This window comes from Streptomonospora salina (assembly GCF_014204715.1).
GTDB classification, from domain to species: domain Bacteria; phylum Actinomycetota; class Actinomycetes; order Streptosporangiales; family Streptosporangiaceae; genus Streptomonospora; species Streptomonospora salina.
This window is the reverse complement of sequence record NZ_JACHLY010000001.1, coordinates 271496-291339: the sequence shown is the minus strand read 5'-3', so window position 1 is coordinate 291339 and position 19844 is coordinate 271496. Positions and strand designations below refer to the sequence as shown.

Annotated in this window: 17 protein-coding genes; 7 read left to right on the top strand and 10 right to left on the bottom strand. The window is 73.4% G+C overall.

The window, feature by feature from the left end:
- Positions 1-31: 31 nt before the first annotated feature.
- The 5 genes from HNR25_RS01300 to yczE form a co-directional block, all read right to left on the bottom strand.
- Positions 32-3394, bottom strand: coding sequence for an NACHT domain-containing protein (locus HNR25_RS01300; RefSeq protein WP_184632706.1), 3363 nt, complete (start codon positions 3392-3394; stop codon positions 32-34).
- A 165-nt stretch (positions 3395-3559) separates the two neighbouring features.
- The gene (locus HNR25_RS01295; RefSeq protein ID WP_184632704.1) at positions 3560-4234 is read right to left on the bottom strand and encodes a uracil-DNA glycosylase; all 675 of its coding nucleotides are present in this window, start codon (positions 4232-4234) and stop codon (positions 3560-3562) included.
- Positions 4235-4334: 100 nt separating this feature from the next.
- On the bottom strand, positions 4335-5069 hold the full coding sequence (locus tag HNR25_RS01290; RefSeq protein ID WP_184632703.1) for an MgtC/SapB family protein: 735 nt from the start codon (positions 5067-5069) through the stop codon (positions 4335-4337).
- 23 nt (positions 5070-5092) lie between these two features.
- Positions 5093-6880, bottom strand: coding sequence for a glycoside hydrolase family 15 protein (locus HNR25_RS01285; RefSeq protein WP_312862293.1), 1788 nt, complete (start codon positions 6878-6880; stop codon positions 5093-5095).
- 376 nt (positions 6881-7256) lie between these two features.
- A complete protein-coding gene (gene yczE / locus HNR25_RS01280) occupies positions 7257-8045 on the bottom strand; it encodes a membrane protein YczE (protein WP_312862292.1) in 789 nt (262 codons plus the stop codon).
- Positions 8046-8157: 112 nt separating this feature from the next.
- Here yczE and yczR point away from each other — a divergent pair, with 112 nt between their 5' ends.
- On the top strand, positions 8158-9582 hold the full coding sequence (yczR, locus tag HNR25_RS01275) for a MocR-like transcription factor YczR (protein WP_184632700.1): 1425 nt from the start codon (positions 8158-8160) through the stop codon (positions 9580-9582).
- 103 nt (positions 9583-9685) lie between these two features.
- The gene (locus HNR25_RS01270) at positions 9686-11602 is read left to right on the top strand and encodes an AMP-dependent synthetase/ligase (RefSeq protein ID WP_184632698.1); all 1917 of its coding nucleotides are present in this window, start codon (positions 9686-9688) and stop codon (positions 11600-11602) included.
- Positions 11603-12052: 450 nt separating this feature from the next.
- Here the strand turns inward: HNR25_RS01270 and HNR25_RS01265 are convergent, their stop codons facing one another.
- Positions 12053-12928 (bottom strand): alpha/beta fold hydrolase, encoded by an 876-nt coding sequence (locus HNR25_RS01265; RefSeq protein ID WP_184632696.1) that lies wholly within the window; start codon positions 12926-12928, stop codon positions 12053-12055.
- Positions 12929-13036: 108 nt separating this feature from the next.
- Between HNR25_RS01265 and HNR25_RS01260 the strand changes: the two genes are divergently transcribed.
- On the top strand, positions 13037-13552 hold the full coding sequence (locus HNR25_RS01260) for a CGNR zinc finger domain-containing protein (RefSeq protein WP_184632694.1): 516 nt from the start codon (positions 13037-13039) through the stop codon (positions 13550-13552).
- 126 nt (positions 13553-13678) lie between these two features.
- Here HNR25_RS01260 and HNR25_RS01255 read toward each other — a convergent pair whose 3' ends face one another.
- Together HNR25_RS01255 and HNR25_RS01250 are read right to left on the bottom strand one after the other, a co-directional pair.
- A complete protein-coding gene (locus tag HNR25_RS01255) occupies positions 13679-14503 on the bottom strand; it encodes an alpha/beta hydrolase (protein ID WP_184632692.1) in 825 nt (274 codons plus the stop codon).
- A gap of 97 nt (positions 14504-14600) precedes the next feature.
- Positions 14601-15104: an Lrp/AsnC family transcriptional regulator gene (locus tag HNR25_RS01250; protein ID WP_184632690.1), complete on the bottom strand. Its 504-nt coding sequence runs from the start codon at positions 15102-15104 to the stop codon at positions 14601-14603.
- 103 nt (positions 15105-15207) lie between these two features.
- On the opposite strand from HNR25_RS01250, the gene HNR25_RS01245 reads away from it, so the two are divergent.
- Positions 15208-15687: a DUF2000 domain-containing protein gene (locus HNR25_RS01245; protein ID WP_184632688.1), complete on the top strand. Its 480-nt coding sequence runs from the start codon at positions 15208-15210 to the stop codon at positions 15685-15687.
- 62 nt (positions 15688-15749) lie between these two features.
- Here HNR25_RS01245 and HNR25_RS01240 read toward each other — a convergent pair whose 3' ends face one another.
- On the bottom strand, positions 15750-16925 hold the full coding sequence (locus HNR25_RS01240; RefSeq protein ID WP_184632686.1) for a cation:proton antiporter: 1176 nt from the start codon (positions 16923-16925) through the stop codon (positions 15750-15752).
- Between the two features lie 12 nt (positions 16926-16937).
- A complete protein-coding gene (locus tag HNR25_RS01235) occupies positions 16938-17420 on the bottom strand; it encodes a cation:proton antiporter regulatory subunit (RefSeq protein WP_184632684.1) in 483 nt (160 codons plus the stop codon).
- Positions 17421-17739: 319 nt separating this feature from the next.
- Here HNR25_RS01235 and moaA point away from each other — a divergent pair, with 319 nt between their 5' ends.
- From moaA to mobA, 3 genes are all read left to right on the top strand, one after another.
- Complete coding sequence (gene moaA / locus HNR25_RS01230; protein WP_184632682.1) at positions 17740-18729, top strand: GTP 3',8-cyclase MoaA; 990 nt, start codon at positions 17740-17742, stop codon at positions 18727-18729.
- A gap of 25 nt (positions 18730-18754) precedes the next feature.
- Positions 18755-19060 carry an RtcB family protein gene (locus HNR25_RS27000; RefSeq protein WP_376767399.1) on the top strand — a complete coding sequence of 102 codons (306 nt, stop codon included), beginning with the start codon at positions 18755-18757 and terminating at the stop codon, positions 19058-19060.
- A gap of 113 nt (positions 19061-19173) precedes the next feature.
- Positions 19174-19779, top strand: a complete 606-nt coding sequence (gene mobA / locus HNR25_RS01220) for a molybdenum cofactor guanylyltransferase (protein WP_184632680.1) — start codon at positions 19174-19176, stop codon at positions 19777-19779.
- Positions 19780-19844: the final 65 nt, after the last annotated feature.

Below are 19844 nucleotides of genomic sequence, written 5' to 3'. Positions count from 1 at the left end.
GCCGGGGCGGGGCGTCGGCGCCCGGTCGCGGTCAGTGCCAGGCGCCGCTGTTGGCGGCCCCGAAGCGGTCGTCCCCTCCGGTGCGCCCGCCGATCGGTCCGGGGTCCTGTGCGCTTCCCGGACCGTCCTGCGGGCCTCCGGGGCCGGAGAGCGGACCGGACCGGTCCGCCGCGGCGGAAGGGGGATCCCCCTCGTCGCCGTCCTCTGCGGCCTCCGCAGCCTCGGCGGCCTCGGCGGCGAGGGCCAGGATGTCCGCGCGGGCCTTCGTGAGGGGGCCGGCGCCGTCCCCGGCGTGCCGGCCCAGCCGGTCGAACACGGCGCGCAGCGCCTCCGGCGACGTCGACGCGGCCGGGGCGACGGTGTCGACACTGCCCAGGTAGTCGGCCAGGACCCGCACCAGAGCCCTGCGGTAGGCGTCGGCGTCGGAGGAGTCCAGGCGTGCCGCGTGGGACAGGTCCTCCGCCGCCTGGCGCAGCAGCGGCGCCTCGACCCGGCCGAGGACACGCGTGGCCAGCAGCCGCTCGTAGCGCCGCAGCCGCGGCCGCCACGCGCCGTCGCCGCCCAGTTCGGGCAGTGCGAGCCGCAGCTCCAGCACGTCGTGCCCCGTCGAGAAGACCGTGCCCTCCTCGTCGTCCTTCAGCCACGCGACCGGCTCGCGGGAGACGTTGGCCAGGTAGGGCAGCAGCTGCATCGCCATGCGCGCCGTCGTGCCGGTGACGCGCACCGCCGCCGACCGCAGCATGTTCGAGGTGACCGTCCCGTGCTCCAGCGTGACCGTGTAGGGGTCGGTCATCGACACCGGGTCGCGGGTGTCGGAGGTGATCTCGAATCCGATGCACTCGCCGACGTTGACCTCTCCGCCGTGGTTGGGCGCCAGCACCGAGCGCGGCGCGTCTCCGCCGAAGCCCAGGTGGCGCAGTCTGATCGCGTTCAGCTGGCCGTGCCACTGCTGGTTGCCCAGGGCGCGCCACTGCCCGGCGAGGGAGCGCCAGTCCCCGAGGTTCTGCCAGGGGTGCTCCCGCTCGAACAGCTCGGTGATGTCGACGCCGCCGGGGTCCACACGGCTGATCAGCAGCACGAGGTTGGCGGTGTAGGCGGCCTGGCGCTCGCTGATGGGCAGGCGCTGGGGGCGGTAGCCGGTGTAGGAGCGGTTGTCGGCCGGGTAAGGCGCCTCGCCGAACAGCTCCAGCAGCAGCTCGCGGTACTCGGCGCGCGCGTCGGAACCGCCGGCGAACCGGCGGTGCAGCAGGTCCTCGATGAACTCCACCGTCGCCGTGCTGCCCGCGAGCACGGCGAACGAGGTCAGCGCATACAGCAGCCCGTCGTCCACGGGCGGCGCGGCGCGCGGCCGCCGCGCGGCGAACCGGCGGGCCTCCAGCAGGTCGTCCAGGGCGTCGGTGACGGCGCGTGCCACCAGGTACTCGCCGAAGGTCGCGTGCAGGAATTCGAAGACGCTCGCCGGGCCGTCCCCGGCCCGGGTCCGGGACTCGTGCACGAAGAAGAACCGGCCCAGTACCCGATGGGCGTCGCGCACCGTGCCGTGCAGGTCGGCGTCGTCGGGGCGCCGCCCGGATTCGGGCATCAGCGCGGCCAGGTCGGCGTCCAGCTCGGCCGCTGTGACGTTCTGCCGCCGCCGCACGAACATGGCGACGGCGACGGCCTCCAGCCGGTGCAGCTCGTCCCCGACGGCGCGGGCCAGGTCCGCGTCCGTCAGGTCGGGCCGGTGCTTGCGCACCTCGCGCTCGGCGAACATCCGCATCAGCTGCTCGTACAGCTCGCTGTGCGAAAGCGCCCCGTCCGAGCGCTGCAGGGCGTTCGAATCGGAGTCGTAGATCAGCAGCATGAGCAGCAGCAGCGGCTGCTCGGCGAGCTCCCGGTAGGCCCCGAGGGACTCGGCGCCGGGTGCCCGCAGCTCGCGGCCGGCGTAGGCGGCCTCGTTGGAGCGGTTCCAGATCTCCACCATCCGGGCGATCTGGCGGTCGTCGAAGGGTTCCAGGCGCAGGACCGGGGTCTCCTCGGGAAAGCGGGTCCGTTCGGCGACGACGGTCCGGCTGGTCACGATGACGGCGACCGGCTGCCCCAGCGCCCGCTGATGGCGCTGGAACTCCTGGACCTGTTCCAGGTAGTCCGACCGGTTGACCCCGCCGGCCTGGAGCAGTTCGTCGAACCCGTCCAGGATGATCACCGGCAGCGCGCCGTCGGCCGATTCGGCCAGTTCCCGCCACTGCACCCGGGTCTTCAGGGTGGCCGCCAGCCCTTCCTCGATCTGCACGTGCAGCGGCGCGTTGGGCGGAACGGCCCGCAGCTCCACGCGGAGCGCGAAGAAGTCGGACGTGGAGAGTCGGGCGGCCAGCATCTCGGTCAGCACCGATTTTCCCGCGCCGGGATGCCCCAGGATGACGATCGGCGCCTCCGCGGCTTCCGGGCGCGTCAGCCGCTCGACCAGGAGCGCCTCCACATCGCCGTGCACCGGGACCCGCTGCCACCACGCTTCGGTGGACGGCTGATCACCGAAGTAGGTCAGGATGAAGCGCCCCCGCGGTGTCAGGTAGGCCGACTCCAGCGTCGGGAGCTGCAAACCGGGGGGCGCGTCGGCGGAGCGCAGCAGGCGGCGGTCCAGGGCGGCCCCGTAGAGGGCGCGCAGCTCGCTGCGGCGCCGGTCGAGGGCGCGGTCGGTGGAGTCGATCGCCTCGACCATGCTGTGCAGGCTGGCCAGCCCGGTGTCGACCTCCGCGACGTGTCTCCGGGTCGCCTCGTGCTCGGCCGTGTTCGCCCAGATGCCGAACTCGGGGACCTCCGCGGCGAGCTGCCGGTAGGACTCGGTGAACCGGCGCTGGGCGAGCTCGGGCAGGCGCCGGTCGATGGCGCGGGCCGCCGAGGCGCGTTCCGTGGCGTCCAGTCCGTCCCACACGGCCAGGCCCTTCACGAACTCGACGAGTGGCCGCGATACCGATGCCGTGTCGACGGGAGCGGATCCGGCGTAGGCGTGGCCGCCGGACTGGCGGAAAACGTGTGTGGAACTCCTGTCGAGCGCGTGCTCGCATAGGGCCGACTGCTCCTCTCCGGTCATCTCCAGGTCGGACAGCCGCAACCGGGCGCGCGAGTCCGCGAGCACCTCGTCGAGGGCCTCGAACACCGAGACCGCCACGAGAACGCTCTGCGCCGCAGCGACCCGCTCCGTGCGGTCCATGCGGCTGATCCCGGTGATCTTCTCCCGGATTCCGGTCAGGGCCCGGCGCCCCATGCCGGCGATCGCACCGCCCGCACTCGCCGCCCCGGGTACTCCGAGCGAACCCAACCCGCCTTCGGACAGCTTCTCCGCGAAGTCCAGCACCGCCGAGTCGTCGTGCCCCAGCATCTTCAACGCGTCGGCGTAGCCGAGCCGCTTGCCCATTGCGCTGGCGCCCTTCCCTGTCGTCGCGGTCCGCCGCAGTCCGTGCCCTTCCGCGTGCGGGCCCGAGTGCCGACACGCCGGCGCCGCCGATTCAAGTACGCCCGGGCACCGTTGCGAAACCCCGGTACAGCGCCGCGTGCGGCCGAAAGCGGCCATGAGCGGGTGCTACGGCAACCGCCAGTCCACCGGGTCGGCGCCCTGGTCCTCCAGGATCTTGTTGGCGCGACTGAACGGACGCGATCCGAAAAAGCCCTTATTGGCCGACATGGGGCTGGGGTGGGGGGACTCCACGCACCCCACACCCGGCATGAGCGGGCGCAGGTTGCGGGCGTCGCGGCCCCACAGGATCGCCACCAGCGGGGTGCCGCGCTCGGCCAAGGCGCGGATGGCCTGGTCGGTGACCTCTTCCCAGCCCTTGCCGCGGTGCGCGGCGGGTTTTCCGGGAGCCACGGTCAGCGACCTGTTCAGCAGCAGCACGCCCTGCTTGGTCCATGGGGCGAGGTCGCCGGTGGAGGGCGCCGGCAGCCCGAGGTCGTCGCTGTACTCCTGGAAGATGTTGCGCAGGCTGGCGGGCGGATTGCAGTCCGGCGCCACCGAGAAGCTCAGCCCCACCGCATGGCCGGGAGTGGGGTAGGGGTCCTGGCCGACGATGAGCACCCGCACGTCGGCGAAGGGCTGCTGGAAGGCGCGCAGCACGTTGTCGCCGGAGGGGAGGTAGGTGCGGCCGTCGGCGACCTCCTGGCGCAGGAAGTCGCCCATTCGGGCGATCCGGTCGGCCGTGGGCGCGAGCGCCTCGGCCCAGCCGTCGTCCATCATCTCGTTCAAGGCTCGTCCTGGCATGGCAGTACCCTAGCGGGCCCGGGAGACACCGCGTGCCCGCCCGGCAGAGCCCGCACCGCCGCGGCAGCGGGCGGTTCGCGCCGGCCGCTCGTCCGGCGCCTCACTCTTCGCTGCCCGGTTCCCCGATGCGTACCGACACCACGCCGGGCGTCTCCGCGAGAGCGGTCGCCAGTTCCTGCATGCGCGTGTCCCGGGTGCCTCCGCGCACGTGCAGGGTCAGGTCGACGATCCCGCCGTCGGGGCCGTCGGCGTCCCGGCGCCGGGTGTCGACCTCCAGCACCCGGTAGCCGCGTTCGGCGACGTCGGCCAGGACGGCGCGCAGCGCTCCGCGGTTGTCCAGGTAGGCGAGGCGCACGGGGACGACGGGTGGCTGGCGGCGCGTGATCAACCGCAGCAGCGGAGGGTAGCCCATCGACACCAGGTAGTGGGCGGCCGTCACGGCGGCGGCGACCAGCCACAGGCCGGCGCCGGCGGCGGTGCCCACCGCGGCGGCCACCCAGATCGTCGCCGCGGTGGTCAGCCCGCGCACGATGTCCTGGCGCACGAAGATGACGCCGGCGCCGACGAACCCGATGCCCGAGGCGATCTGCGCGGCGACGCGCGAGGGGTCGAGCATGATGTCGTCATCGTCGATGACGTCGAAGAACGCGTATTTGCTCACCACCATGAACAGGGCCGCGCCCACCCCCACGAGGGTGTGGGTGCGCAGCCCCGCGTTCTTCTGCCGCAGCTCCCGTTCCAGGCCGATGAGCGTGCACAGCACGAGTGCCACCGCAAGCGCCGTCAGCTGCGGCCAGCCCTGGCCCCTCAGGAGGGTCTGTACGAAATCGTCCATGGTCGACAGCTCCCCTGCGGCGCTCAGCCGCGCCGGTGCCCGTTCTGGTGGGACAGGTTCAGGGCGGTGGTGACCAGCGGCACGTGGCTGAAGGCCTGCGGGAAGTTGCCCACCTGGCGCCCTTCGGCGGCGTCCCATTCCTCCGACAGCAGCCCGACGTCGTTGCGCAGCGCCAGCAGGCGGTCGAACAGGTCGCGGGCCTCCTTCTCGCGGCCGATGGACAGCAGCGCGTTGGCCATCCAGAAGCTGCACGCCAGAAACGCGCCCTCGTCGCCGGGGAGGCAGTCGGCGGCCTCCTCGCGGTCGGTGCGGTAGCGCATCACGAAGCCGTCGATCATCAGGTCGTCGCGGATGGCCTCGATGGTGCCGACGATGCGGGGGTCGTCGTAGGGCAGGAACCCGACCTCGGGCATCAGCAGCAGCGCGGCGTCGAGCTCCTTGCTGCCGTAGAACTGGGTGAAGGTGTTGCGTGCCGAGTCGTAGCCGTATTCGCAGACCTCGGCGTGGATGGTGTCGCGCAGGGCCCGCCAGCGCTCGACCGGCCCCTCTTTGCCGTAGTCCTCGATGGCGCGCACCGCGCGGTCGGCGGCCACCCAGGCCATCACCTTGGAGTGCACGAAGTGCTGGCGCGGGCCGCGGACCTCCCACAGGCCCTCGTCGGGCTCGTCCCAGCACCATTCGAGGTAGTTGACCAGGGAGCGCTGCAGCCCCCACACGTGCTCGCCGCCTTGCAGGCCGCTGCGCCGCGCCAGGTGCAGCACGTCCATGACCTCGCCGTAGACGTCGAGCTGGTACTGGCCCACGGCGGCGTTGCCGATGCGCACCGGGCGGGACTCCTCGTATCCCGGGAGCCAGTCGGCCTCCCACTCGGCCAGTCGCCGCTCGCCGCGCACGCCGTACATGATCTGCATGTGCTGGGGTTCGCCGGCCACCGCGCGCACCAGCCACTCGCGCCAGGCCAGTGCCTCGTCGGTGTAGCCGCTGCGGATGAGCGCTTCGAGGGTGATGGTGGCGTCGCGCAGCCAGCAGTAGCGGTAGTCCCAGTTGCGCACGCCGCCGACGTCCTCGGGCAGGGAGGTGGTGGGCGAGGCCACGATGCCGCCGCTGGGGCGGTAGGTCAGCGCCTTGAGGGTGATCAGCGAGCGCACCACGGCTTCGCGGTACTCGCCCTGGTAGGTGCACTGCTCCACCCAGCGGTGCCAGAACCGCTCGGTGCGCGACAGGGCCTTCTCGGCGTCGAGGTGGTCGGACTCCTCCACCGGCGAGGGGTGCCAGGTCATGACGAACGGCACCCGCTGCCCGGCGCTGACGGTGAAGGTGGCGTCGTGCAGGAAGTTGTGGCCTTCCAGCGGCACGGGCGAGCTCATCCACACCGCGTCGGGGCCGGCGACGGCCACCAGTTCGGTGCCGCTGCGGTGGATCCAGGGCACGACGTTGCCGTAGTCGAAGCGCAGCCGCAGTGCGGTCTGCATGCGCACCGTCCCGGCCAGGCCTTCGACGATGCGGACGAGGTGGGGGGCGCCGCCGCGCGGGGGCATGAAGTCGATGACCCGAACGGAGCCCTCGGGGGTGTCCCACTCGGATTCGAGGATCATGGTGTCGGCGCGGTAGCGCCGACGCGTTGCGCGCGGTTCGCCGTTGGCGGGGCGCATCCACCAGTTGCCGTTCTGCTCGTCGCCCAGCAGCGCGGAGAAGCAGGCGGGGGAGTCGAAGTGGGGGAGGCAGAGCCAGTCCACGGAGCCGTCGCGCCCCACGAGAGCTGCGGTCTGCATGTCGCCGATCAGCGCGTAATCCTCAATCCAGCCGGACACGCGGCTCACCCCCTTCTCTGCCGAGATCACGTCTACGCGGACGTACCGTATCCAACTCCGCACCGCCCCGCGGCCCTTCGGCTGCGGCGCATGCGCGCGCCGCAGCGGAGGTTTCCGCGCGGGGGCGGGGCCGCGGCGGGCCGGTCGGCCGGACGGCTGCGTGCGCCGCCCACTGCCGTCACGGTACCGGTTGAAGCGCTTTCCCTGGTGGAGGCCGGAACGGACGCACCCCGGCGGGTGCCGGGGCACTGGCTCGGGCACGCTTCACCGGCCGCCCGGGCGGTGCGGGAGCGGCCGGTTCGCCCGGTCCGGCGGTCCGGTCGGCCCCGGCCCGGCGGTTCGCGACTGAGAATCCGTTATTCCGGCGTGATCGCCGTCATGGGGAATCGGGCGGGTGGGGCCCGGTCCCGATCCCGGGTTCGGGGCTATCCGTTTCCGCGTCCCGGCGGCCGGGCTCCGGCGGTCCGCGGCGGGGGCGTGGGTCGGCCGGATCCGCATCCGGGGCCGCGGAGTCCGCGGCGGCGGGGGCCACTCGCGACAGCGGCAGCACGAGCTGGGCCAACGGGCCGATGGATACCGCGAACAGCAGTGTGCCGATTCCCACCGTGCCGCCGAGCAGGGTTCCGGCGACCACCACGGACGCCTCGATAACGGTGCGGGCCGCGCGCACCGACAGCCGGGTGCGTTCCGCCAGGCCCACCATCAGCCCGTCGCGCGGGCCCGGGCCCAGCCCGGCGCCGATGTAGCAGCCCGTGGCCAGGCCGGTCAGTACGGTCCCCGCGCCCAGGGCGGCCCAGCGCGCCGCCAGGCCCTCCACCTCGGGCAGCAGCCACACGGAGGCGTCCACCGCCAGCCCCACCACCACGGCGTTGCTGACGGTCCCCACGCCCGCCCGTTGGCGCAGCGGCACCCACAGCAGCATGACCGCCCCGGCCGTCGCGATGCTGCACGCGCCCACCGACAGGCCGGTGTGCCGGGCCAGGCCCTGGTGCAGCACGTCCCACGGCATCGCGCCCAGGTCCGAGACGATCAGCAGCGCGCAGCCGAGACCGAAGCCGCACAGCCCCGCGTAGAGCTGCACGAGCCGGCGGCCCCGCGGCGGGGGCAGCAGCGGATGCAGGAACAGGCGCCGGATTCCGGCGGAGGTGCGGGGCGCAGCGGACACGCGGATGCCTTCCCGAGCTGAATCGCTTCCCGCGGCCGGTGGGCCGCTGGGGTAATGTTGGCCCCATTAAGGCCGGATACGACAGAGCCAATTCGGGAAAGTGGCACCCCACGTGGTTGATGAGCGCCGGATCAACGGCCACCTCCTCGCCCGGCTCGTCGGCCGCAGCGCCGAGGGCCGCCCCTACTACCTCGCCCTGGGCCGGGCGGTCAGCGGCCTCGTCCTCGACGGCCGAGTGCCCACCTTCACGCGGCTTCCGGCCGAACGGGACCTCGCCGCAGCCCTGGGCGTCAGCCGCAACACCGTCACCGCCGCCTACTCCTGGCTGCGTGAGAACGGCTTCCTGGACAGCCGCCAGGGCGCCGGGAGCTGGACCGTGCTGCCGGATTCGGGCGCGGGCTCGGGCGCGCTCACGCCCCGCCCCGACCGGATCGACCTGGGCATGGCGGCACCGGCCGCGGTCGACGGCATCCAGCCGGCCGCCCGCCTGGCCGTGGACCAGCTGGCCGCACACGTCGGCGGCATCGGCTACAGCCCCCGCGGCCTCCCCGAGCTGCGCCACGCCGTCGCCCGGCGCTACGTCGAGCGGGGCCTGCCCACCGAGCCCGAGCAGATCTTCGTCACCGGCGGCGCCATGCACGCCGTCGCGCTGCTGATGGACCTGCTCACCGAGCCCGGCGACAGCCTGCTGGTGGAATCGCCCACCTACCCCCACGCCCTGGACGCCGCGCGACGGCTGGACGCCCGCGTGCGTACCGTCGGGGTCACCCCCTCCGGCTGGGACATGGACCACGTGCTCGACGCCTTCCGCCGCATCAAACCCGCCGTCGCCTACCTCATCCCCGATTTCCAGAACCCCACCGGGGTGCTGATGGACGACGACGAGCGCGCGGCCGTGGCCGCCGCAGCCCGCCGCGCCGACAGCGCCCTCATCGTCGACGAGAGTGCGGCGGAGCTGGCGATCGACTCCGGCGACCTGCCCGCCCCGCTGGCCGCCCACGACGCCGACGGCCGCGTCTTCACCGTCGGCTCGGCGGCCAAGACCTTCTGGGGCGGGCTGCGCATCGGCTGGGTGCGCACCACCCCGCCCATGGTCGAGCGGCTCACCGCCGCCCGCCACCGCCTGGACCTGTCCAGTTCGCTGGTGGACCAGCTCACCGTCACTCACTTGCTGGCCGACACCCTGCGCATCCGCGCCGAACGCAGCAGCCAACTGCGCCGCAACCGCGACGCCCTGGTCACCGCCCTGCGCGAGCGCCTTCCCGACTGGGAGTTCACCAGCCCTTCCGGCGGGCTGGTGCTGTGGGCGGGACTGCCGCGCGCCGCCGCCGGGGCGCTGGCCGAAGCCGCCGACCGGAACGGTGCGCATCTGGCGCCCGGGCCGCTGTTCGGCGTCGACGGCACCCTGGAGCGGCGCGTACGGCTGTCGTATGCCCACCCGCCCGAGGTGCTGGCCGAAGGCGTCGACCGGTTGGCCCGCGCCTGGGCCGAGACCCGCACCCGCCCGGACCGCCCCGGCGCGGGACTCTACGGCTGAGCGGCGCGCCGGGACGTCCCGGCGGCCGGGGCCTTGCGGCGCCCGCGCCGTCGTGGTCCGATACGCCCCACGGAGTGTGATCCGGAACACATCTGGGGGTTCGATGCGGCACACCGCCGGCGGCACCGGCGTCGACGTCCTGGGCGAGCGGCGGGACGTCGACGCCGAGATCGCCGGGCTGACCCTCGTGGACTGGCTGCGCCAGGCGGCCGAGGAGCACGGTGACCGACCCGCCCTCTCCCGGCGCGGCGCCTGCGAGGGGGCCGACGAGACGGAGGAGGGGGCCGAGGCGGAGGGGATCACGCTGACGTGGGCCCAGTACCGCCGTGCCGCGCTGGAGACGGCGGCCGGCCTGGCCGAGTGCGGTCTGCTGCCCGGCGAGGTCGTCGCCCTGATGCTGCCCAACCGCCCCGAGCACCTCGTCGCCGACATGGGCGCCGTGCACGCCGGCGGTGTGCCCCTGACCGTCTACGCTACGTTCCCGCCCGAGCAGGTCGCCTACGTCGCCGACGACTGCGGCGCCTCCGTGGCCGTGCTGGAGGGCGCCGCGGAGCTGGAGCGGTGGCGTCCGGCCCTGGAGGCCCCGAGCCGTCTGCACACCGTGGTCCTGCTCGACGACGAGGCCGTTCCGGACGGTCCCGGCCCCGGCGGCACCGCGTTCGTGGGGTGGAGCGGGTTCCGCCGCCGCGGCCGCGATGCCTACGCCGCCGACCCCGCGCCCGTGCACGAGCGCATGAGCGCACTGCGCCCCGAGGACACCGCCGCACTGCTCTACACCTCCGGCACCACCGGCACCCCCAAGGGCGTGCCCCAGACCCACCGCCAGGTGCTGTTCCAGGCCACCTCGACGCTGCGCGCCAACGACCTGCCCGTGGGCGGATCCTCGATCTCCTACCTGCCGCTGGCCCACATCGCCGAACGCGTCCTGAGCGTCTACCTGCCGCTGCGTATCGCCGGGCACCTGCACTTCTGCCCCGACCCCGCCCGGCTGGGCGCCTACCTGAACACGGTGCGCCCGCACGCGCTCTTCGGGGTCCCGCGCGTGTGGGAGAAGCTGCAGTCGAGCCTGGCGGCTGCGCTGGCGGCCGCGCCCGAGGAGCGGCGCGCCGCCGTCGACGAGGCCGCCGAGACCGCCCGCGCCTATCTGGAGGCCGGTCAGTACGGCCGCAGCCGCAGCGCCGCGCTGGAGCGGCGCTTCGCCGAGGCCGAGGCGGCGGTGCTCGCGCCGATCCGGTCCCTGGTCGGCCTGGACCGCTGCACCAGCTTCACCACCGCCGCCGCGCCCATGCCCGCGGACACGCTGCGCTTCTTCAGCGGACTGGGTGTGCTCGTGCGCGACGTCTACGGCATGACCGAGAACTGCGGTGCGGTCGCCCTCAACCGCGACGGCGCCTACAAGTTCGGAAGCGTCGGTCGGCCCTCCGAAGGAATGGAGGCGGCGGTCGCCGACGACGGCGAGATCCTGGTGCGCGGGCCCGTCAACACGGCCGGCTACCTCAACCGGCCCGGCGACACCGAGGCGCTCTTCGACCCCGAAGGCTGGCTGCACACCGGCGACCTCGGACGGGTCGACGACGACGGGTTCCTCTACGTCGTCGACCGCAAGAAGGAGCTGATCGTCACCGCCGGCGGCGAGAACATCGCCCCTGCACCGGTCGAGAACCTTCTCAAGGAGAACGTGCTGATCGGACAGGCCATGGCCTGCGGTGACGGGCGCCCCTACCCGGTGGCGCTGCTGACGCTGGACGCCGAGACCGTGCCGGGCTGGGCGCGGGCGCGCGGCATCGCCGACACCGGCCCGGCCGCGCTGGCCGAGAACCCGCAGGTGCGCCAGGAGGTGCAGCGGGCGGTCGACACCGCCAACGCCCGGCTCGCCCGTGTCCAGCAGGTCAAGCGCTGGCGGCTGCTGCCGGTGGAGTGGACGGTCGAAAGCGGGGAGCTGACCCCCTCGCTCAAGCTCAGGCGCCGGGTGGTGCAGGAGACCTACGCCGACGCCATCGACGGGCTCTACGCCGATTGACGTCCGCTCCCCGGGCTAACAGCCGGGGATTCCTACGGCGGCCGGTCGGCCGCTTCGGCGGGTTCCCGCTTCATCGCGCTGCGCCGGACCGGGGGCCGGTCTTACCTGCGCTCCACAGGCGGGGGTGTCCTCGCGCCGGTCGCGCCGGGAGTTCTGCGGGCGTGTCCGCCGCTGTCGGCGCGCCGAGCGGACCCGGTCGGGCTCCTCCTCCGCCGGCCCGGCCGGCGGTGCCCCGTCGACCGCGCTGCGGAACTACATCGAGCAGCGGGAACGTCCGCGGTGAAAAGGCGTCGGAGGGCCTGGCGTGCGGCGTCGGCCCCCCGCGGCGGCGCGCTCTTCGGATTCGCGGCCGTCGTCCGCACAACGGTCGCGAGCGCGTCGGTGCGCCGGCGGGGGACCGGATCGGCTGCGCAGCGCCCGCTCACCCGTCCCGGGAGCTCGTCGCGACCCTCACTCCGGTGATCCGGCGCCGGTCAGGAACCCGCGGATGTATCCGGCCACGGTGTCCAGGTGGCTTTCGAGGAGGAAGTGTCCGCCTCCGGGGACCAGGTGGATCTCCGCGTCCGGCAGGTCCCGTGCGAAGGCGCGTGCTCCGTCCGGGCCGAAGATCTCGTCGCCGGCGCCCCAGACCGCGAGGAGCGGAACCCGGTGTTCCCGGAAGTAGGAGTGCACCTGCGGGTAGAGGGGCGGATTGCTCGCGTAGTCGCGGAACAGGGCGAGCTGCACGAGGTCGTTGCCCGGCCGGTTGACCTCGCGGTGGTCGGCGGCCCACGTGTCGGGGTCGACCAGCTCGGGGCGGTCCACTCCGTGCAGGTACTGCCAGCGGATGGCGTCCAGCGACAAGGCGGCACGGACGGCGGGTTCGGTCCGGGGGCCCGGGTCCTCCCAGTACGCCCATACGGGCTTCCAGAAGTCCGGTACGAAACCGTCCTCGTAGGCGTTGCCGCTCTGCGTGATCACGGCGGTGATCGCGTCCGGGGCGCGCAGTGCCAGCCGCCAGCCGATGGGCGCTCCGTAGTCCTGGACGTATACGGCGTAGCGGGCGATTCCGAGCTGGGACAGAAGGGCTTCGGTGATGTCGGTCAGGGAGTCGAAGGTGTAGGTGAACGCGTCCGCGTCCGGGGTGTCGGAGTTGCCGAAGCCGAGGTGGTCGGGGGCGATGACGTGGAAACGGTCGGCCAGCGCCGGGATGAGGTGGCGGAACATGCGTGAGCTGGAGGGGAATCCGTGCAGGAGTACGAGCGCGGGCGCCTCGCGGGCGCCTGCCTCGCGGTAGAAGACGCGGTGTCCCCGCACCGTCGCGTATCGGTGGCGGATCTCGACCATTGCTAACCCCTTCGGTGTATTTTGATGGTTGTGCTGCGGTGTCCAGTAGACTCCCTTGGGGGTAACCTGTCAAACGGCGTGATGGAGTTAGTCGGGAAGGTGGGGCAGGTGCTGGACGAGCAAGCCCTGATGCAGGCGCTGAACAGCACCCCTGTTGCGGACGGCCGGCGCCGGGACCTGTGGCGTGCCGACCGGGAGGTGGACCGGTGGGCGCAGGAGCACGGAGAGCACGGGGGGATCGGCGGCGATGCGGAGCGCCGGTGGCTGCGCACGGCCCGGGACGCGCTGCAGGCGGTGGAGTCGGGCACGCCGGCGGACCCCGGGCTGGGCCGAGTGCTCGCCGGCGTTCGCCGAGTCCCGGTACCCGGCGCGTCGGGCGTCGAATGGCACTTGGAGGCGCCGCCGGAGCGCAGGCTGGCCGTGGAACTCGTGCTCGCGTGGGCGGACGTCAAAGAGCGCATGCCCGGCCGTCTGCGGCCGTGCGAGAACCCTGAATGCCGCCTGTTCCTGCTGGACCGCAGCCGTGCCAACACCGCACGGTGGTGCTCGATGAAGACCTGCGGGAACCGGCTCAAGGCCCGCCGGCACCAGGCCCGGGAGCGGAAGGCCCCCCGCCCCGAGTAGGGCGCCGAGGCGCCGGCGCCCTACTCGGGGCGGGCTCGCGCCCGGAAGCCTCCGGAGGGCGGGCGGGCCGGGCGCACGGGCCGTCGGCGGGGCGGCGCGCAGCGGGACCGACCCGCCGAACGCGCTCTAGGCGCCGGCGCAGCGCGTGGCGAAGCGCACGACCTCCGCCAGCACCTCGTCCCGGTCGGTCTCGTTGAACACCTCGTGCCGGGCGCCGGGCAGGATCCGCACCGCCACGTCCTCGCCGGCGAACTCCTCGATGCCCACCCGGGTGTCGGAGATCGGCACCAGACTGTCCTGGGAGCCGTGCACCCACAGCAGCGGGGTGGCGCCCAGCCGGCCGTGGTCGCGGATGCGCGCCAGCTCGGTCTCGATCGCTTGCAGCATCCCCCGCTTGAACGGACCGTGCCAGACCAGTTCGTCGGCGGCGTAGTCGGCGGCCACCTGCGGGTCGCGCGACAGCGCCGAGGCGTCCAGCGGCACGTCGGGGATCTCGGGCGCGGACAGCAGTTCGCTCGCGGCGCTCCAGCGGCCCAGCACCGGTCCCGAGAGCACGAGTCCCGCCAATTCGTCGGGGTGCAGCTGGGCGTAGCGCGCGGCGACCATGCCGCCCATGGAATGGCCGATGAGCACCAGCGGCAGGCGGCGATAGGCACTGCGGGCCTGGGTGATCAGCCGGTGGAGGTCCAGGACCACGCCGTCGAAGTCGTCGACGAGCACCCGCTCGCCCGAGGACCGGCCGTGCCCGCGGTGGTCGAGCCCGTAGACCGCGGCGCCGGCGGCGGCGAGTGCGCCGGCGGTGTGCTCGTAGCGGCCGATGTGCTCGCCGTAGCCGTGTACCAGCACCGCCAGCCACGTCGGCTCAGCGCCCTCGGGTGCCCACGCTCGTGCGTGCAGGCGCTCGGACCCGTTGGCTCCGCCGGCCAGCTCCCATGCGCGCGATACGACCACTGCCGCTCCTGGCCCGTTCGAGACGATCGTGTCGCAGCCAGCCTACGCCCCGGGCCCGCGCCTGCGCGGGAGCGGGTCCGGGCACCGGCGCTGCACTCTACACGCCGCCGCCCTCGGGCCCGCGGCGTCGCCCCGACGCCGGAGGCGGGGCGACCGAGTCGTTCTGCAGGTGCTCGTAGACGACCGAGGTGCGCACGTCGGCGACCTCGCCCCGCTCGGTGAGCCGGTCGATGACGAAGCTGTAGAGGGCCTCGTTGTCGGCGACGGCGACATGGACCAGGAAATCGTCGGTGCCGGTGGTGACGAAGACGCCGAGGGTCTCCGGCAAGCGGCTGACCCAGTTGCGGAACGCATCGATGTTGCGCCGGGCCGGGGGGCGGATCCGGATCGCGATCAGGGCCTGGACCGGGCGGCCGATCGAGGCGAGGTCGACCTCGATCCGGGCGCCGCGGACGACGCCGCGCCGGTACAGCGAGCGGGTGCGGTCCAGCGCCGTGGTGGGGGAGACGCCGACGGCGGCGGCCACGTCGCGGTTGGTGCGCCGTGCGTCGTGCTGCAGCTCCCGCAGGATCGCCGTATCAAGTTCGTCGAGAGATTCCATCGTTCCATTCTAGTCGTATTAAATACGAAGGGAGTGGCGTCATTCCGGTTGTTCGTCTACGTTATCGGTGAATCAACGTATCGAGAACATCAAGGAGCCGTTCATGGTTGACACGCCGACCGGCGCGATCGGATTCGCCCCCGACGAAGTGGCGACCGGCGAGCCCACCCGCTCGGCGCGGCTGAAGTGGGTCGTGGTGGTGGAGGAAGGGACGCCGCCCGGCCGCGCGGCGAACGCGGCCGTGTGTGTGGCGGCCGCGACCGCGCAGGGGGTGTCGGGACTGCTCGGGCCCGACGCCGAGGACGCCGGCGGGTCGCTGCACCCCGGACTTCCGTGGGCGGGTTGCACGATCCTGTCGGCCACCGGAGCGAGGCTGGCCGCCCTGCGCTCCCGGGCCGCGGCCTCCGACGGAGTCCACGTCGTGGACATGCCCGCCGCCGCGCAGCGGACCCGCGTCTACGACGTCTATCTCCAGCACGTGGCGGCCACGCCCGGTACCGAGCTCGACTACTCCGCCGTCAGCCTGGTCGGGCCCCGCAACCGGATCTCCACCATGGTGCACGGCTTGCCCCTGCTGACCTGACCCGTGCGCAACCGCCCCGTCCGCCGGCCCGCCCGCGGCGCCCGGCGCTTCGGCCGGACCGGTCAGGCTTCGGCGCCGTTGCGGGTGCCGCCCGCCCACACGGGGGTGGGCATCCGGCCGGCCGCATAGGTGACGACCGGACCGGCGACCGCCAGGATGATCACGTAGGCCGCGGCGAAGGGAACCAGGCCCGGCGCCGCGCCCGCGGCCAGGCCGGCGATCACCACGGAGAACTCGCCGCGCGGAATGAGCACCGTGCCCGCGCGCAGCCGGCCGCGGCGGGCGACGCCGTCGCGACCCGCGGCGTAGAAACCCACCGCCGTCTTCGTCAGCGCCGTCACGGCGGCCAGCGCGGCCGCGGCCGGCAGGATCGGCACCAGGTTGCGCGGATCGATCGTCAACCCGATTGCCAGGAAGAACACCAGCGAGAACAGGTCGCGCAGCGGTTCCATCGCCACCCGCGTGCGCTGAGCGAGCTGGCCGCTCAGCGCCAGTCCCACCAGGAAGGCGCCCACCGCCGCCGAGGCGTGGGCGGCTTCGGCCGCGCCCGCCACCAGCAGGGTCAGGCCCAGGATGCGCAGCAGGAACTGCTCGGAGTCGCCGGTGTCGAGGATGCGGTTGATGGGCTCGCGCAGCCGCCGCGAGGCGAACAGCGCCACCGCGACCGCCAGTAGCGCCGTGGCCAGCGTGAATGTGGTGCGCCCCAGCGTGCTGCCCACGACCGCCGCCCCCAGCAGCGGCAGGTAGACCGCCATGGCGATGTCCTCCAGCACCAGCAGCGACAGCACCGAGGGCGTCTCGCGGTTGCCCAGTCGTCCCAGGTCGTTGATCAGCCGGGCGACGATGCCCGAGGAGGAGATCCAGGTGATGCCCGCCAACGCGAGGGCCCCGCGCCAGTCCAGCCCCAGCAGCAGGCCGGCCGCCGCTCCCGGGAGCGCGTTGAGCACGGCGTCCAGGACCGATGAGGGCAGGTGCAGCCGCAGGCTCTGCGAGAACTCCGCGGGTGAGAACTCCAGCCCCAGAAGCAACAGCAGCAGCACCATGCCGATGGCCGCCCCCGTGCCGATGAACGCGCCCGCCGCCGGCACCGGCGCCACGCCGCCCTCGCCCAGCGCAAGCCCGGCCAGCAGGTACAGCGGGACGGGGGAGAGCCCCCAGCGGCGCGCGACGCTGGAAGCCAGGCTCAGGGCGACCAGAACCGCGCCGAGCTCCAGGAAGAGGGGGACGGAGATGTCCATGGCGGGCGCGGCCTACACGGCGCCGACGATGCGTTCGACGCCGGCGATGCCCTCCTCGGTGCCCACCACGACCAGGACGTCGCCGGCGTGCAGCGATCGGGCGGGCGTGGGGGAGGCGATGACGGCCTCTCCGCGCACGATCGCCACGATCGACGCGCCGGTGCGAGTGCGCGCGCGGGTGTCGCCCAGGGTGCGGTCGCGGTAGGGGGAGTGCTCGCCGATCTCGATCTGGCCGGAGACCAGGCCGGGGACCTCGCGGGTGAGGTCGGCGAAGCGTTCGGCCACGCGCGGCGCCCCCAGCATCTCGGCGACGGCCTCGGCCTCGTCGCGGTTCAGGTGCAGCAGGTGGCGCGGCGTGTCGGGATCGCCGCTGCCGTAGACCAGCAGTTCGGTGTCGCCGGTGCGGCGGGCGACCACACCCACACGCGCGCCGCGCGCGGTGGCGAATTCGTAGCGGATGCCCACTCCCGGCAGCAGAACCTCGGTGACCTCCATGGCCGAGATGTTCCCGGGGTGTCGGGCGGCTACGCCGGGCGCGGCCGGCCGCACCCGCACGGGGCCGACCGGGCTCTCCCGGCGGCGACACGATGCGTGGGATTGTATACAGGGCAACGGCTTCGGCAGTACGATCTCAATACGGACGATGGTTCGCGGAGTGGAACAATCGCCGATGTCAGCCCAGCGGTGTACAAACGTGCCAAAGCAGGCATCTTTGAGGTGGGTCCGATCCGGGAACCCACCTGAGTGACGTCACCGCCGACGCATCCGCATCGCTGAGGCTGGACGGCCGCCTGAAACTGAGAGGTGACGCCCCATGCTGGCCGATTCCTACGGAAGGGTCGCCACGGACCTGCGGGTATCGCTCACCGACCGCTGCAACCTGCGCTGTTCCTACTGCATGCCGCCCGAAGGCCTGGAGTGGCTGCCCAAGGAGGAAGTCCTCACCGACGACGAAGTGAACCGGCTCATCCGCATCGGCGTCACGACACTGGGCATCGAGGAGATCCGCTTCACCGGCGGCGAGCCGCTGCTGCGCCGCGGACTGACCGGCATCGTCGGCGCCGCCACCGCCCTGCACCCCCGCCCGCAGACCGCTCTGACCACCAACGGCATCGGCCTGGACCGTACGGCGCCCGCCCTCGCCGACGCCGGCCTGGACCGCGTCAACATCTCTCTGGACACCGTGCGCCACGACACGTTCGAGCAGCTCGCCCGGCGCCGCCGGCTGGACGACGTGCTGGAAGGCATGGCCGGAGCCGCCGCGGCCGGACTCACTCCCGTCAAAGTCAACGCCGTGCTGATGCGCGACGTCAACGACGCCGAAGCGCCCGAGCTGCTGCGCTTCTGCCTGGAGCACGGCTACCAGCTGCGCTTCATCGAGCAGATGCCGCTGGACGCCCAGCACGGCTGGCGCCGCGACACCATGGTCACCGCCGACGAGATCCTCGACCGCCTCAGCGCCGTATACGACCTGCGCCCCGCCGACGACCAGACCCGCGGCAGCGCGCCGGCCGAGCTGTTCTACGTCGACGGCGGCCCGGAGACCGTCGGCGTGATCGGGTCGGTCACCCGCCCGTTCTGCGGAGCCTGCGACCGGGTGCGGCTGACCGCCGAGGGCGAGATCCGCAACTGCCTGTTCGCCCGCGAGGAGTCCGATCTGCGTTCGCTGCTGCGCGACGGCGGCACCGACGAGCAGATCGCCGAGCGCTGGCGCGCCGCCGTCGCCACCAAGCTGCCCGGCCACGGAATCAACGACCCCAGCTTCCTGCAGCCCTCCCGCCCGATGTCGGCCATCGGCGGCTGAGGGACCGGAAACGGCCCCGCCCGCGGTGGGCGGGGCTCCGGAGCCGGGAAAACCGGTTGCCGCTCCGCGTGCGACTCCGGTTCGATCTACGGGCACGGCCGGACACCCGCCAGCCGCGTTACCGACCGCCCGTGGCATCACGTCTGGGGCGGGCGGGCCCGGCGCGTCGCGGCCGGGCCGTCATGCCCGACGTCCACTGCGGCACGGGCGCCGCCGTGGGGCCGACGAGATCCCGGCGGCGTACAAGGACCCGGGTGCGGTGATCGAGGCCCGGACCGACCTGGTCGAGGTCGTGGCGCACCTGCGCCGGGTTATCTGCGTGAAGGGCTGAACCCCGGCCGGGGCCGTCGAGCGCACCCGTCCGGGCCGGACCGGCGGGGCGCGGTGGAATGCTGAAAGCGGAGCCGCCGCCGGCGGCGCACACGCGACCGTGAAGGGGGCCCGATGACCGAGCCCGATCCGTTCGACGCGGTGATCCTGGCCGGGGGAGCCGCCCGGCGCATGGGCGGCGGTGACAAGCCGGGGCTGGACGTGGGCGGAAGGAGCCTGGTCGAGCGTGTGGCGGACGCCGCCGGCGCCGCCGACCGGGTGATCGTCGTGGGCCCGACCCGCGAGCGCCCGGCCGCCCGCTACGTCCGCGAGGACCCGCCGGGCTCGGGCCCGGTGCCCGCGCTGCGCGCCGGACTGGCGGGGGTGGAGCGGCCGGGTTTCGCGCTGCTGGCCGGCGACCTGCCGTTCCTGGAGACCGGTCATCTCGACGTCCTGCGCCGCGCGGCCCGGGGACGCAGCGGAGCCGTGCTCGTCGACGCCCAGGGGCGCGTGCAGTGGCTGCTGGGTGTGTGGAGCGCTGCGGCGGTGCGCAGCGCTCTGGCCGACTACACCGGCCGTTCGCTGCGCGGCCTGCTGGCTCCGCTGGATCCGTGCGAGGTCGCGGCCGAGGGCGCACTCGCGCGTGCGGCGCTGGACTGCGACACCCCCGAAGAGTTGGCCCGCGCCACCGGCGACGCCGCGGTGCAGGATGCGCGCGGCGGGCACGGCACGTCCGGTTGATCCGTTTCGTGTCCGGTTGCTGCCGTCCCCGGGCCGCGGCGCCCCGGGGACGGCACCGCGGCCGG

Bases quoted from the DNA above. Each gene is read 5' to 3' on its own strand.
- HNR25_RS01300 (WP_184632706.1), bottom strand. From the start codon at position 3,394: ATGGGCAAGCGGCTCGGCTACGCCGACGCGTTGAAGATGCTGGGGCAC.
- HNR25_RS01295 (WP_184632704.1), bottom strand. From the start codon at position 4,234: ATGCCAGGACGAGCCTTGAACGAGATGATGGACGACGGCTGGGCCGAG.
- HNR25_RS01290 (WP_184632703.1), bottom strand. From the start codon at position 5,069: ATGGACGATTTCGTACAGACCCTCCTGAGGGGCCAGGGCTGGCCGCAG.
- HNR25_RS01270 (WP_184632698.1), top strand. From the start codon at position 9,686: ATGCGGCACACCGCCGGCGGCACCGGCGTCGACGTCCTGGGCGAGCGG.
- HNR25_RS01265 (WP_184632696.1), bottom strand. From the start codon at position 12,928: ATGGTCGAGATCCGCCACCGATACGCGACGGTGCGGGGACACCGCGTC.
- HNR25_RS01250 (WP_184632690.1), bottom strand. From the start codon at position 15,104: ATGGAATCTCTCGACGAACTTGATACGGCGATCCTGCGGGAGCTGCAG.
- HNR25_RS01245 (WP_184632688.1), top strand. From the start codon at position 15,208: ATGGTTGACACGCCGACCGGCGCGATCGGATTCGCCCCCGACGAAGTG.
- HNR25_RS01240 (WP_184632686.1), bottom strand. From the start codon at position 16,925: ATGGACATCTCCGTCCCCCTCTTCCTGGAGCTCGGCGCGGTTCTGGTC.
- HNR25_RS01235 (WP_184632684.1), bottom strand. From the start codon at position 17,420: ATGGAGGTCACCGAGGTTCTGCTGCCGGGAGTGGGCATCCGCTACGAA.
- moaA (WP_184632682.1), top strand. From the start codon at position 17,740: ATGCTGGCCGATTCCTACGGAAGGGTCGCCACGGACCTGCGGGTATCG.
- mobA (WP_184632680.1), top strand. From the start codon at position 19,174: ATGACCGAGCCCGATCCGTTCGACGCGGTGATCCTGGCCGGGGGAGCC.